Origin of the sequence: Vibrio splendidus, assembly GCF_003345295.1 — a bacterium.
In the GTDB taxonomy this organism is placed as follows: Bacteria; Pseudomonadota; Gammaproteobacteria; order Enterobacterales; family Vibrionaceae; genus Vibrio; species Vibrio splendidus_K.
The window spans coordinates 1,767,886-1,781,108 of the sequence record NZ_CP031055.1 but is presented as its reverse complement, the minus strand read 5'-3'; the positions used below and the strand labels follow the sequence as shown (position 1 = coordinate 1,781,108).

10 protein-coding genes and 3 pseudogenes are annotated in these 13,223 nt (G+C 39.8%); 7 read left to right on the top strand and 6 right to left on the bottom strand.

Features of this window, described 5'->3' with window-relative positions; translation table 11 throughout:
• Positions 1-21: 21 nt before the first annotated feature.
• Positions 22-135, bottom strand: a pseudogene (locus tag DUN60_RS25025) (helix-turn-helix transcriptional regulator); the annotation flags it as partial.
• A 51-nt stretch (positions 136-186) separates the two neighbouring features.
• Between DUN60_RS25025 and DUN60_RS07800 the strand changes: the two are divergent.
• Positions 187-1,346 (top strand): IS3 family transposase gene (locus DUN60_RS07800; RefSeq protein WP_114633672.1). Its coding sequence is split into 2 segments (ribosomal slippage): positions 187-454 and positions 454-1,346, totalling 1,161 coding nucleotides; the frame shifts between segments, so codons are not numbered across the junction.
• A 9-nt stretch (positions 1,347-1,355) separates the two neighbouring features.
• On the opposite strand, the pseudogene DUN60_RS25020 reads toward DUN60_RS07800, so the two are convergent.
• From DUN60_RS25020 to DUN60_RS07780, 5 genes and pseudogenes are all read right to left on the bottom strand, one after another.
• Positions 1,356-1,460, bottom strand: a pseudogene (locus DUN60_RS25020) (helix-turn-helix transcriptional regulator); the annotation flags it as partial.
• Between the two features lie 255 nt (positions 1,461-1,715).
• Positions 1,716-2,891, bottom strand: coding sequence for a hypothetical protein (locus DUN60_RS07795; RefSeq protein ID WP_114633671.1), 1,176 nt, complete (start codon positions 2,889-2,891; stop codon positions 1,716-1,718).
• The gene (locus DUN60_RS07790) at positions 2,884-4,659 is read right to left on the bottom strand and encodes an AAA family ATPase (RefSeq protein ID WP_114633670.1); all 1,776 of its coding nucleotides are present in this window, start codon (positions 4,657-4,659) and stop codon (positions 2,884-2,886) included. The genes DUN60_RS07795 and DUN60_RS07790 overlap by 8 nt, the downstream gene beginning before the upstream one ends.
• A 288-nt stretch (positions 4,660-4,947) precedes the next feature.
• A pseudogene (locus DUN60_RS07785) lies at positions 4,948-6,301 on the bottom strand (IS4 family transposase).
• Positions 6,302-6,408: 107 nt separating this feature from the next.
• On the bottom strand, positions 6,409-7,716 hold the full coding sequence (locus DUN60_RS07780; protein ID WP_162808218.1) for an RES family NAD+ phosphorylase: 1,308 nt from the start codon (positions 7,714-7,716) through the stop codon (positions 6,409-6,411).
• Positions 7,717-7,987: 271 nt separating this feature from the next.
• On the opposite strand from DUN60_RS07780, the gene DUN60_RS07775 reads away from it, so the two are divergent.
• The 6 genes from DUN60_RS07775 to yqfB all read left to right on the top strand — a co-directional run bounded on the left by DUN60_RS07775 (position 7,988) and on the right by yqfB (position 13,159).
• Entirely contained in the window at positions 7,988-8,956 is a 969-nt protein-coding gene (locus DUN60_RS07775; RefSeq protein ID WP_244212195.1) for a DUF6035 family protein, read from the top strand.
• A gap of 508 nt (positions 8,957-9,464) precedes the next feature.
• Positions 9,465-11,393, top strand: coding sequence for a threonine--tRNA ligase (gene thrS, locus DUN60_RS07770; RefSeq protein WP_054547396.1), 1,929 nt, complete (start codon positions 9,465-9,467; stop codon positions 11,391-11,393).
• Between the two features lie 83 nt (positions 11,394-11,476).
• On the top strand, positions 11,477-11,947 hold the full coding sequence (gene infC, locus DUN60_RS07765; protein WP_004733519.1) for a translation initiation factor IF-3: 471 nt from the start codon (positions 11,477-11,479) through the stop codon (positions 11,945-11,947).
• 104 nt (positions 11,948-12,051) lie between these two features.
• The gene (gene rpmI, locus DUN60_RS07760) at positions 12,052-12,246 is read left to right on the top strand and encodes a 50S ribosomal protein L35 (RefSeq protein ID WP_004733518.1); all 195 of its coding nucleotides are present in this window, start codon (positions 12,052-12,054) and stop codon (positions 12,244-12,246) included.
• A gap of 42 nt (positions 12,247-12,288) precedes the next feature.
• Entirely contained in the window at positions 12,289-12,642 is a 354-nt protein-coding gene (rplT, locus tag DUN60_RS07755; protein ID WP_004733517.1) for a 50S ribosomal protein L20, read from the top strand.
• Between the two features lie 202 nt (positions 12,643-12,844).
• The gene (yqfB, locus tag DUN60_RS07750; RefSeq protein ID WP_004733516.1) at positions 12,845-13,159 is read left to right on the top strand and encodes a N(4)-acetylcytidine aminohydrolase; all 315 of its coding nucleotides are present in this window, start codon (positions 12,845-12,847) and stop codon (positions 13,157-13,159) included.
• Positions 13,160-13,223 lie beyond the last annotated feature (64 nt).

Sequence of the window (13,223 nt, the reverse complement as noted above, 5' to 3'; positions counted from 1 at the left end):
GTAGCTTCCCTTTTTAAATCCTCAAATCATCCCGCGCTCTTTCGCCCATTCAATGAACTCTTTGTATGGGCGTTTTCCTCTCATCCCTTTCACCGCTTTTGGGAAGCCAAGTTCTTGAGTGTAGTGGTCTAATGATCCCGGACACCAAATTAGGTGGTAAAGTCTCCACCATAAATGAGGTGTTCAATGACAAAACGACAACGACGTACATTTTCTACTGAGTTCAAAATAGATGCTGCAAGTTTGATTCTTGATCAAGGGTACTCCATACCTGAAGCCGCTAACTCTATGGGCGTAGGTGAAACGGCTTTACGGCGATGGGTCGACCAACTCAAAGTTGAGCGAGGAGGGATGACTCCAACGACTAAAGCCCTCACGCCTGAGCAAAAGAAAATCCAAGAGTTAGAAGCCCGGATTAACCGGCTAGAACGAGAAAAATCCATATTAAAAAAAGCCACCGCTCTCTTAATGTCGGACGAACTCGAACGTTCTCGTTAATAGACAAGTTGAGGGAGCACGAATCGGTCAAAATGCTTTGCGAACTGTTCAACGTAGCTTCGTCTTGTTACTACGAGTTTAAGCAACGCAAGCCGGATGCCAGTCGCATTCGTCTAGCTAGCCAAATTAAAGAACTCTTCAACATGAGTCGAGGCTCTGCTGGCAGTCGTACTCTTGTCTCAATGCTGAGCGAAAAAGGCATAAAAGCCGGACGATTCAAGGTTCGCCAGATAATGCGTGAAGCTGATTTAATGAGTAAACAGCCAGGTTCGCATCGATATAGACATGCAAAAGCAGAAAGGCTAGATATTCCAAATCTACTGAAGCGTGAGTTTTCTGTCAGTACTCCGAATCGTGTTTGGTGTGGCGATATTACTTATATTTGGTCAGGTTCGAAGTGGACCTATTTAGCGGTAGTGCTTGATCTATTTAGCCGACGCGTTGTGGGGTGGTCTTTATCCGATAAGCCCGATACCGAATTAGTATCTAAAGCTTTGGAGATGGCCTGGGAGCAACGAGGATGTCCGAAGAACGTGATGTTCCATTCAGATCAAGGCTGCCAATATAGCAGCCGTAAATATCGCCAAAGACTTTGGCGATATCGTATAACTCAAAGCATGAGTCGTCGTGGTAATTGTTGGGACAACGCTCCCATGGAGCGGCTATTTAGAAGCTTGAAAACCGAGTGGATACCAGCAACAGGTTACCTGACACAAGCTCAAGCTAAGAAAGACATCAGCCATTACCTGATGAGTTACTATAATCGGCAACGGCCTCACCAAGCAAATGATGGGCTGTCGCCAGTAAATGCCGAAAATCGGCTTAAGTCAGTGTCCGGAATTTGTTGACCACTACAGAGTCCAACGCCACAGAGTAGGTTGGCTAATACCAAGAGTTTCACGAACCTCTTTATCGCTGATGAAAAAGCGTTGTGTTGCTAGGTTTATCGTTGAATTAGCCATTTTGATTTCCTTTCTTAATTGAACTTTTCATATAACAAACATAAAACACTGCACAAATAACGGCATAGACGGCGAAACTGATCATTGGGCCACTCCTTTTGCTGGTGGCATAATTCGTACATAGCTTGTAAGGTTGTTTTTGAAAGGTAGTTAGGCCAGAGGGCATATGGTGTGATGTAGGAGTTGGGGGCCTACATCAACACCTTTGCTTGTTTGTTGATGCCCCCGTTTGGGGGCTGAAGCGGCTAGGAAAAATTAGGGCAAAACTAGGTCTTTTCCAGTAAATTGATTTATCGCATCGATTTTGAATTTCTGAGCCGTTACTTTGTAAGCTTTTTTTGTCAAATCAACATAGATTTTATATTGCTTGTCTTCTCTAAAGTTTCTTTGAAAGTTACCTTTGATGTTTCTCAAAAATTCAGATTTTGAGCAAGTTGCCTCTAACCAAGTTTTAAGCTCGTCATCGCAGTTATAAACACTCTCCAATTCAAACGTTTCAATATTATTGTCAAAATAGGGATTTTGTTTAATGATTTGAATCTTAACGTTATCTTCTTTTAGGGGTTGCCCCGCAGGGGTAATTATCCTGAAGAGCCGTGAATCGTCAATTCCGTGAACAAAGGGATGGACATGATTCAACATGTCTTTAGATTTTTTAAAATCTTGATTACAAATGTTACCACTAGGAACCAGATTGGATAAACTAACTGAAAGAAAAGGGAATTTAGATTTAGGATAAAAATGGTCTAAATCAGGTCTGACATTTTTTCTCCCCTTTATTATTTGAATCTTTTCATTATTACAATATAGGCAAACATGGATGTCCAAATTTTCTGTTATAGTGAAACCGTAATTGCTGGACATTGAATCATAATCAAATATACCCCCAAAACATTCAATCCAGCTTAGTCTTTGTTTCTTTTCTTTTTCATTTAAGGAATAATTTCCATTTTTGAATTTGTAGATGCGTTGAAGATAGTCTCTAATATCCTTTGGGGCTTCTAATTTAGATAGTTTGTGTATAGCCAGGTTTAATAATGGTGTATTATAAGTTCCTCTTAAAGAGCGGAGCTCTGATAGGGCTGTAGCCTTGATGCCTATTACTCTAGCTTGATCTTGTGACTTTTGAACCTTAATATCTTCAATGTCATTAGGTATGCTTATATTTTTGAATATGAACTCAGGGTAGTAATAGTCAGAAAGAACAGGTAATTCTGTGTAAATGTGATTTATCTTATCGATCAACATTTCTGGTGGGGAAAGTATTATTTCTTCAATATATGCTTCAGTGAATACTTTTTTGAATTTTCTTTTATAGCCAGATGGGACTATAGTTAGAAACTTAGACATTTTAACTTTAGTTTTTTCTATTACATCAACTTTATAAGCTCTAACAAAGTTAGGGTTATGAGGTATATTAAACTTAATCATTGCTCTTTAGATACTCCCTCATGTGTTTGTTTCCTATCTGACTAATCAGAAAGTCATCCCCATCTAGCATTTCATCTGATTCGAACCTAGACAAAAGTTTTTCAATTGTTAATCTGGAGTGCTCACCAAAAGTTGAAGAGATGTGCATCTCATCAATAAATAAATTACTTATATTTGTACCAAAACCTAATGATTTTTTCACATATGTACTATCGTTGCTGTCTTTGTCCAAAGATACGATGTCATTTGGTAGGAAGTCGCTAATAATAATAGGGGAATGTGTGGTTATTATTATTTGATTCATTTTGTGCTTACAATTTTTAGTGACCAACGATATCAATTCATATAAAAAAGTTCTTTGCCATTCAGGATGTAGATACAAATCAGCTTCATCAATTATAATTATACTGTTATCGATGCAATTATTATTAATGTGAGCATGTATTTCTGAGAATATGTTTATTTTTGCCATTTCTCCGGAACTTATCCCTTCCCACCCATATGTAATGTGAGAAGATATTTGTTTAGGTAGTGACTCTATGGCTTCTATTGCATTTGTCAGATGTTCATAATCAGATATAACTATCTTGTTATCAGAGGTTATATAAAAGTTTGATGATTTTTCGTTACGAGTAATATCTATTATTGAGTCTAGTTTTATAGTTAGTTCGTATAAACTATGTTGAATGTCGTAACCTCTGTCTTCTTTTATTAAATTAAAAGAAAGAGCTTTGTCAATAGCCGAGCGGAAAGAGTTTTTCAGTAATTCAGTAGGAGGGTAATGGTTATGAGGTAGTCCATCAAATTTAACAAATGATGTCATGTATTCTTCTATAACCATTGATGAAAGTTGTATATGTGCTGATTTCTCGATATTACTTTCACCGATCGTAAACAATGTTATAGGTATTAAAAAATGATTAAATAGGTGCTCGGTGTTATTTAGAATACCCTGGTATTCATAAGTGCTTTTTTCTTTCCATACATCAATAATTGATAGGTCATTATTATCTCTAGGGAAATCCTGTTTTTCAATTAGACCTATTTCGTTTTTTTTACTTTTGTTAAAACGGTATTTGTATTTTTCTATTTCTTCATTTTCATTATAGGTTTCGAATAGTTTTTCAAATGGTGGCTTCTTTAATACACCATAGATGGTGGGTTGTTTCACTTCGATCATATACCCGATCTTACTTTTCCCCACTTTATCTATTGAGTTGCTACCGTACAAATAATCTGAAATCCTATGAAAATGTTCAGATTTTTGTTTTTTACTTGCATTGTTAAGTCTAGATATCGATTTGTTAGATATGAGCACCGATCGATTTTCTTTTCGATGGGTTAATACTTTCTCTATGTTAGATAAATTATTAACTTTTAAGATGTTTAGTGAGTAATCTCTAGCGAATTTCTTAGCGTTTGTTGATATTGTGTGTTTATACTTTGACTTGACGTTCTTAATCAGATTATAAGGGTCCAAAATGTGAAACTTGCCCCATTGTTCTTGGAAGAAAATCATGATTCCGATTGCATGTGAGTTAATTAAGAAGTTCTCGACAAAATCAAGTATGGTTGTTTTTCCTACCCCGTTTTTACCTATAATAGCGGAACAATACGTACCATTATAGTATGTGGATGTGTTCTCACGCATGTTGATAGTTAGTTCATTATCATCTGATAGTTTACAGTCAAAACTTCCGTTTATTGGAATGTCCAAATTTGCTAGGTTTTTATATTGCGTAATATGAATGTGTGCTAATTTTATCATGAGTCTACTAATGAATGGTCTGAGTTATTTTAGGTGTGGCATCTATTATATGCGATTTTTAAAAGAGATGGGCTAGGTATTGGTCAATAGTTTAGCTTTTACTTTATCATTCGCTCTTTCGTATTTTATATATCAGATTTTATCTTAATGGCCAATTATTATAGTGATGAACGTCTAATAAATTATGCATTTGATTGATTTACATTGGCATTTTCCTATGAATGAAGCACTATCGCCATATTAGAAAACCTCGCCTACTCGGTGTAGCGCTTGTAAGTTAAGCATCATTTAGCGTCTTCTTGGAGGCCTTGTCGCATAGCGACAAGGCCTCTTTTTTACTGCTCTTGGATAACTTCGTTCTCGTCTCTCTGTTAAAACAAAGCTTTCAGACATCTCTAATATGTAATTTAATACTTCTGAGATTCGCCCTGGTGCGACTGCTGATAATAATTGAAGCTGTCCAGCAAGGAACAATGAAGTTTGTTTAAAACTGATTTGATAAGACATTACTGACTTCTGGTGATAGGCCATTTGACACATCATGAACCGCAGTAGGTTGTAAGAAACCAGCATTCCCCAAAGCTCTTGATTCACTAACTCTGGCTTTTTACTTATTAACGTAAGTTGGTTCTGAAGCATGTATTGTTTCATCTCACGAGACCCCAACTCTATTTTCCAACGATGGCTATAAAGTTCGGCGATGTCTGCACTTGGATATTTCATCGTGTCTATCATTGACGTTAATAGTCGGGCTTCTTTTCCTCTAATCGTTTTTGTGATTAAACAAGCTTGGAGAGTTTTGGGGGGCATCAACCCATTTCTTTTGAGCTTAAGGTGATCGCTTGAGCTCAACTAGATCTTGTCCTCGGCCTACCTTCGATAACACTGTGTATTGAGCCCCTTTTATTAATGGGATCAGCCAATGTTTCTCCTCGCTACTGGTTTGCCATTTATGCAGTAAGCCCAAGGCGTAAAATCCGCTGTCAAAAATAGTTAAACTGTTTGAGGGAGATTGTTCGATAAGGGGAATCGTAAGGTCAACTTCACCTTTAGATACTGAGTCGAATGAAGCGCTGTTGAGTAAATGACTGGTCAGCTCCATATGGCAGACCATTCTCACTTGAGGGTAGTCAGATATCTTTGTTTTATTGCCTGTTCTACTAAAATACTCATCATTACTTTTAGTATCTGGTGTTCTCCACACAACACCATCTACAGCATGAAGTGTCAAACCATGCCAGTCGGGATGGGGAGTTTTGCGGTGCCAAAGTCGTTGAGTGTGATTGAACAAGGTTTCCATAACGTCGGAGCCAAGTCGCTGACGTGCCGGTATGACAGCGCTAGGTGCGACAATTGGCTTCTTACTCGGTAGGAGAATATCAAGTTGCGAGACTACTTTATCCATCGATAAATGACGGTAAAGGGACATCCTTAAAACACTCCAAACCATCATTTCCATCGGTAACCTGCGCTTTCGAATAGTCGCTACCCTAGGTTCTTGGAGACACTGCTCGATGAGTTCTGGGGACAGCAGAACTGATAACCCTGAGAGCTGTTCTGGAGAGAAGTTATGGACTTGGTTAAGGGCTTCTCTAAGAAACGTAAAAATCCGAGTGTTAAAGAAACACTCGGATTTTGGCATTCTTGGAGGATCGTTCAATCAATCATTTTTACTTAACTGATCGGCATTACGCCGAACGGCGCCTTTTTTAATACAAAGTCCTAACAGAGTTTTGATCAAGTTTGGAATTAGAACTCCAACTGACTTTTCTCATAGAAGCTATGCTCTACCTTCGCTGAATGGTACTCATACTCAATACCTTGGATTTCAGTAACAAAAAGGTTGTCTTTATCAAGCTCAAGGGTGTGTGTGCGAGGATCTGAAAAATGATCTAGATTCGTATTATAATTAAAGCTCAAGGTCTCTTTTTTCTCTATCGAAGCATCTTTTGATTTAGGCGGTTTATCTGTCCACGTTACGACTTGAGGAGACATGGTTGTCGGATCAGGCGGAAACGAGTCATATAGGTGCACGTCAACCTCGTCATTTGCTTGTGTAGGTATTGGTTTTACTCTAGATGAAGCGTGGAATAATACTACGTTGTTTTGTTGATCAGATTTCTGGGCAGAACTGAAAACTAAGCCGTCGAATGACTTTGATAGATACTCAGCTATCACTTGCGTTGTGATGTATTCGATTTCGGCTTCATGTGGGTGTATTGGCTTTGAGATTTTCTGACTTAGTAGTTCTAAAAAGATCGTTTGTTGTTGTAAGTGATAGGTCTTTGGGTCAAACAGCTCTGTACTGTCACTCGCTACTTCTCGTAACGCGGTTAAATCTACAAGTCTAAGTTGTTTTATTAGATCAAATTTACCAACCACGACGTAACTACCAACGTGTGGTCGAACTTCTGTAATTGCTGTTTGTTTCTCTAGAGCTCCATAAAATACAGCAATACCTCGTGGGTTCATTCGTCCTGCGCTCGCTAAACTACCAGGAGGAGGTCCAAGTTCTGTTTCCGGCGAGACTAAGGTTTTTTTTAATGAGTTTACACTGCTGTGGACGCGAGCTCTGAATAAGCTTTTAATATATTTACTTTGTGGTCCGGCTTGTACAATAACTGGTTTTCCAGTCCTAGTTTTTAAGTTATCTAATCCAGCAAATACTTCATTGAGTGTTTGTTCAACTCTACGATTGAAAAAACGACTCTCATTTTTGATTGATTGCTCCAGAGCATGCCACTGACTTTCCCAGTTAAGATCACGATTAATCGACATATCAAAGTGTGGTTCGTCATCATATTCGTTAAACCCTGGAATTTCGCAGATTTCGTTGATATTTAGTTCGTCACATAAATCAGAAAGCAAATCTTCTTGGCAGGATAATAGCTCATCAATTGTGTCACACAAACTCATGCCATCACGGTACCACCCATCTCCATCGTACTCTTTATCTCTCATGTAGGCAGACAACCAAGGTTCAGGCTCGGAAGGCGTTATAGCGTAGTGTTGTATTAGGACCGTTTTGACAGCACTTACAAGTTCTTCGAGATACATGCAAGGAAGTGTCTCTTCACAATAGCTACATAACTCGTGACTGTTTTCTTCAATTTGATTTTGAAGGTATGTGTTTCCAATACATTCTGAGCATATATTTTTATCTGACATATCAACGTATTAATGGCAGTTCAAGATGCAACCATATTACATCCTATCTTGTCATAAAGAAAAGCGCTTAATAACTTACCATACGTATGATTTGTGACTATCACTTGCACTCAAGTGGGTGTATAAATGCATATAAATTTATGGGGTTATAGGAGCTGCGATGTCTGTTCGCAATATGAAATCAGTTTTTATGCCTGAAGATGATAAATATTTAGATGCAAATGAGTATTTAGACCATTGTGACGACGATGATTTTTTTAAATTCCGTCGACGAATAGAAGAGTCTCGGAAGAGTAACCCCATAGCTTTATGTGATGTCTGCTACCAGCCTGTAGTATTGAGGGGAACGACTGATCGGACAAAGTATTTTGCTCACCCCAAAAACTCTGAAGATTGTCCAATAAAAGTTACATCTCAATTTACTGTTGATGAACTATTGGCAATGCAATTTAATGGAAAAAAAGAGAGTCGAGCTCATCGAGAACATAAAAACCTTATCGCGGGAATAATACGAAAAGACACTCTTTTTGAAGATGAGGTTGCGATTGAGCCCACATATAGAGAAAAGCATAGCTTTGGAGTAGCTAAGCGGTGGCGTCGTCCTGATATTAGCACCGTGTATAAAGCTGGTAATCAAAATGTCGTTTTCGAGCTTCAAATCTCGACCACGTTTTTAGATGTAATTATTAAGCGTGAAGATTTCTATAGAGAAAATGACACTTATATAGTGTGGGTTTTTCTTGATTTTGACCCTGAAAAATTCACTTCTTTAGATATTAGCTATGCGAATCGAGCTAATGCATTTGAATTTGACGACGTAGCTAAAGAGAAGTCTCTTCAAGAGGGGAGGCTTTTTTTAAGCTGTCATTATCGAGTACCACACCAGAATGATGATTTGACAATAGGGTATAAGTGGGACTCCATCTTAGCTGATTTCTCAGAGCTCAATTTTGACCATTTAAGTAAAAAAATATATGCAGTGGATACTGAAGCTATACTCGCCAATGTGAAACAAAATATAGCTGACGAAAAAAAGAATAGAGCCGAGCTGGCTAGGTTGAAAAAAATCCAAGATGAAGAAGTTCAAGAGAAGATCCGTCTCATCATTGAAGATGAAAGAGAAAGGTAAAGAAAAGAACAAGAGCTAAGGCTTTCGCGTCTTCGCGAAACAAACAGAACATTTAACACTTCAGCTTTTGATAAACAATCAACTCGAAATTCGTGTGCTAATAGAAGGAGTTCCTCTATTAGCAGTAGTTTCGCCTCGGCATCAGGTGTAAGTAAGTCATTTGGAGATACGTGTTTATGCTCTAACTGTGGAGTTAGAGAGACCCCAAGAAAAATTAGAAGTGCGCTTTTCTGCAAAAATTGTACATATGCGTTTGACCAATGATCATAAAATAAACTGTCATTTAGAGATGACGGTTTTCCTCGACCTCTTATCCAGTACATTATTGTCATTTCATGTTAATTCGTTACAATACCTTTGGAATAAATGAGGGTGCATCTGTATTTGTACCTGAATTTGTACCAATTCTTACATATATCCCCATCAAGTTATCTAACTTGTTGAATTAAATATATTAAATAATTTTCATGTGTTGCTTGGTGTGCAACACCACTGTAAAGGACAAATAATGCCAATTATTACTCTTCCTGACGGTAGTCAGCGTCAATTTGACAACCCTGTATCAACTCTAGATGTTGCCCTATCAATCGGCCCTGGTCTTGCGAAAGCAACCATTGCTGGTCGTGTAGACGGCGAGCGTGTTGATGCTTGTGATCTTATCGAAAACGATGCAAGCCTAGAAATCATCACAGCTAAAGATGAAGTTGATGGCCTTGAGATCGTTCGTCACTCTTGTGCTCACCTTTTAGGTCACGCGATTAAGCAGCTTTTTCCAGAAGCGAAAATGGCGATCGGTCCTACCATCGATAACGGTTTCTACTACGATATCGACCTTGAGCACTCTCTAACGCAAGAAGATCTAGAAAAGATTGAAAAGCGTATGAAAGAGCTAGCGAAGACCAAGTACCAGGTTGTTAAGAAGAAAGTTAGCTGGCAGGAAGCGCGTGACGCATTCGAAGCTCGCGGCGAAACTTACAAAATCGAAATCTTGGATGAGAACGTTTCTAAAGACGATCGTCCAGGCCTTTACCATCATGAAGAATACATCGATATGTGTCGTGGTCCACACGTTCCACATATGGGCTTCTGCCAACACTTCACGTTACTTAACGTAGCGGGTGCTTACTGGCGTGGTAACAGTGACAACAAGATGCTTCAACGTATCTACGGTACTGCATTCCACGACAAGAAAGCGCTTAAGGCTCACCTAGTGCGCCTAGAAGAAGCGGCTAAGCGTGATCACCGTAAAATCGGTAAGCACTTAGATCTATTCCACATGCAGCAAGAAGCACCAGGCATGGTGTTCTGGCATCACAATGGTTGGACTATCTTCCGTGAGCTAGAAGTATTTATTCGTCAGAAGCTGACTGAGTACGATTACCAAGAAGTTAAAGGCCCATTAATGATGGACCGTGTTCTTTGGGAACGTTCTGGTCACTGGGATAAGTACGCTGAAGCGATGTTCACGACTTCTTCAGAGAACCGTGAATACGCGATTAAGCCAATGAACTGTCCTGGTCACGTTCAAATCTTCAACCAAGGTTTGAAATCTTACCGTGATCTTCCGCTACGTATGGCTGAGTTCGGCTCATGTCACCGTAACGAGCCGTCTGGCGCACTTCACGGCATTATGCGTGTTCGTGGCTTCACTCAAGATGATGCTCACGTATTCTGTACTGAAGACCAAGTTCAACAAGAAGTGAAAGCTTGTATTGAAATGGTTTACGATACTTACACAACTTTCGGCTTCGATAGCATTGTTGTTAAGCTATCTACTCGTCCGGAACAGCGTGTAGGTTCAGACGAAATGTGGGACCGTGCAGAGGCCGATCTTAAGCAAGCGCTTGAGGCTATGGAGATTGCATACGAGATTCAAGAAGGCGAGGGTGCGTTCTACGGACCTAAGATTGAATTTACTTTGCATGATTGTTTGGACCGCGCATGGCAATGTGGTACAGTGCAGCTCGATTTTGCATTACCAGAACGTTTAGGTGCAACTTACGTAGGTGAAGATAACGAGCGTCACACGCCAGTTATGATTCACCGCGCGATTTTAGGTTCACTAGAACGCTTCATCGGTATTCTTATTGAAGAATACGCTGGCTTCTTCCCAACGTGGTTGGCGCCAGAACAAGCAATTGTTATGGGCATTACAGACAAACAGTCTGAATATGTACAAGAAATTGCGAAAAAACTGCAAAAAAGTGGATTTAGAGTCAAAGCAGACTTGAGAAATGAGAAGATTGGCTTTAAAATCCGCGAACATACTTTGAAACGTGTACCGTTCATGCTTGTGTGTGGTGACCAAGAAATGGAAGCCGGCGAAATTGCAGTACGTACACGTAAAGGTAAGGACCTTGGTAAATTTAAAGTGGATGACTTTATTTCATACATCCAAGCCGAGGTTTCAAACCGTAAGCTCAATCTGGAGGAATAGCTATTAAAGGCGGAAGACGTGGCCAACAACCGGCCAAACAAAACCAGCACCGTTTAAACGGTGACATTCGTGGCGTTCGTGAAGTGCGTCTAACTGGCGCAGACGGCGAAGCTGTTGGTGTAGTAACAATCGCTGAAGCGATGGAAGCTGCAAATGAAGCTGGTATGGATCTCGTAGAGATCAGCCCTAACGCCGAGCCGCCAGTTTGTCGTGTGATGGACTACGGTAAGTTCCTCTTCGAGAAGAGCAAAGCTGCGAAAGAGCAGAAGAAAAAGCAAAAGCAGGTTCAGATCAAGGAAATTAAATTCCGACCTGGAACTGATATTGGAGACTATCAGGTAAAACTACGCAACCTGACTGGTTTCCTTGAAGACGGCAACAAAGTGAAGGTAACAATTCGCTTCCGTGGCCGCGAAATGGCTCACCAAGAAATCGGTGTTGACGTTCTTAATCGTTTGAAAATCGATACTGAAGAATTTGCAGTTGTCGAATCTTTCCCAACGAGAATTGAAGGTCGCCAGATGATCATGGTGTTGGCCCCTAAAAAGAAGTAATTAACGGCTTTACAAGTAATTAAACCTTGCAGCCATAGGCTGTAGGGTTTTATTCGCCCTAATTACTATGTTATTAACAACTCAACAATGCGGAGTTATTCATCATGCCTAAGATGAAAACCAACAAAGGTGCTGCTAAGCGTTTCCAGAAAACTGCTGGTGGTATTAAGTTTAAGCACGCTGGTAAACGTCACATCCTGACTAAGCGTACTACTAAGAACAAGCGTCAGCTTCGTCCGAACTCAATCCTTCCAAAATGTGAAGTGGCTGCAGTTCTACGTATGATGCCATACGCTTAATTCTTTTTAGTTTATAAATTCGTTTAGTTTAGGAGAAGCATAATGCCTCGCGTAAAACGTGGTGTACAAGCTCGTGCACGTCATAAGAAAGTTCTAAAACAAGCTAAAGGTTACTACGGAGCACGTTCACGTGTTTACCGCGTAGCTTTCCAAGCAGTTACCAAAGCTGGTCAATACGCTTACCGTGACCGTCGCAACAAGAAACGTCAATTCCGTCAACTTTGGATTGCACGTATCAATGCGGCATCTCGTCAAAATGGTCTATCTTACAGCCGTTTCATCAATGGCCTTAAGAAAGCATCTATCGAGATCGACCGTAAGATTCTTGCTGACATCGCAGTATTCGACAAAGCAGCATTTGCTGTTCTAGTTGAAAAAGCGAAAGCATCTCTATAATTTAGAGTTAGCTTAAAGGTTTAAGAAAAGGAGAACTTCGGTTCTCCTTTTTTATTGCCTGTAATTTGTCTTTGCCATATTCTCTCGCATCTCGCATCTCGCATCTCGCATCTCGCATCTCGCATCTAATTTTTATTCGCTTGAACAGGCATTCTGGTATATAAACATCTATATAACCTCTAATGTTAAGCGACCGAGATAAATGACCGCACCAACCACTATGACGTTCTTCGAACGTTTTGAAACTGACATCCTTTCTGGCAAAAAGACCATTACTATTCGCGATGAATCTGAACGCGACTACCAGCCAGGTAGCGTTGTGGAAGTATCGACGCTAGAGCAAGGCCGTGTGTTCTGTAACCTTAAGATCATCAGTGTTGAACCAATCCTGTTTGATGACTTAGGTGAATTCCATGCTCAGCAAGAGAACATGACGCTGCAAGTACTCAAAGACGTGATTCAAGATATCTATCCGGGTATCTCTCAGCTGTATGTGGTTTCTTACGAGCTTGTGTAACCCGCTTTAAATGAAATTTGTTGATCACTACAGTGTTTAACTGCTGAGCAATAAGAAAGGGAAG

Excerpts from the sequence above, each read along its gene's own strand:
- DUN60_RS07795 (WP_114633671.1), bottom strand. The coding sequence starts at position 2,891 with ATGATTAAGTTTAATATACCTCATAACCCTAACTTTGTTAGAGCTTAT.
- DUN60_RS07790 (WP_114633670.1), bottom strand. The coding sequence starts at position 4,659 with ATGATAAAATTAGCACACATTCATATTACGCAATATAAAAACCTAGCA.
- DUN60_RS07780 (WP_162808218.1), bottom strand. The coding sequence starts at position 7,716 with ATGTATCTCGAAGAACTTGTAAGTGCTGTCAAAACGGTCCTAATACAA.
- DUN60_RS07775 (WP_244212195.1), top strand. The coding sequence starts at position 7,988 with ATGTCTGTTCGCAATATGAAATCAGTTTTTATGCCTGAAGATGATAAA.
- thrS (WP_054547396.1), top strand. The coding sequence starts at position 9,465 with ATGCCAATTATTACTCTTCCTGACGGTAGTCAGCGTCAATTTGACAAC.
- rpmI (WP_004733518.1), top strand. The coding sequence starts at position 12,052 with ATGCCTAAGATGAAAACCAACAAAGGTGCTGCTAAGCGTTTCCAGAAA.
- rplT (WP_004733517.1), top strand. The coding sequence starts at position 12,289 with ATGCCTCGCGTAAAACGTGGTGTACAAGCTCGTGCACGTCATAAGAAA.
- yqfB (WP_004733516.1), top strand. The coding sequence starts at position 12,845 with ATGACCGCACCAACCACTATGACGTTCTTCGAACGTTTTGAAACTGAC.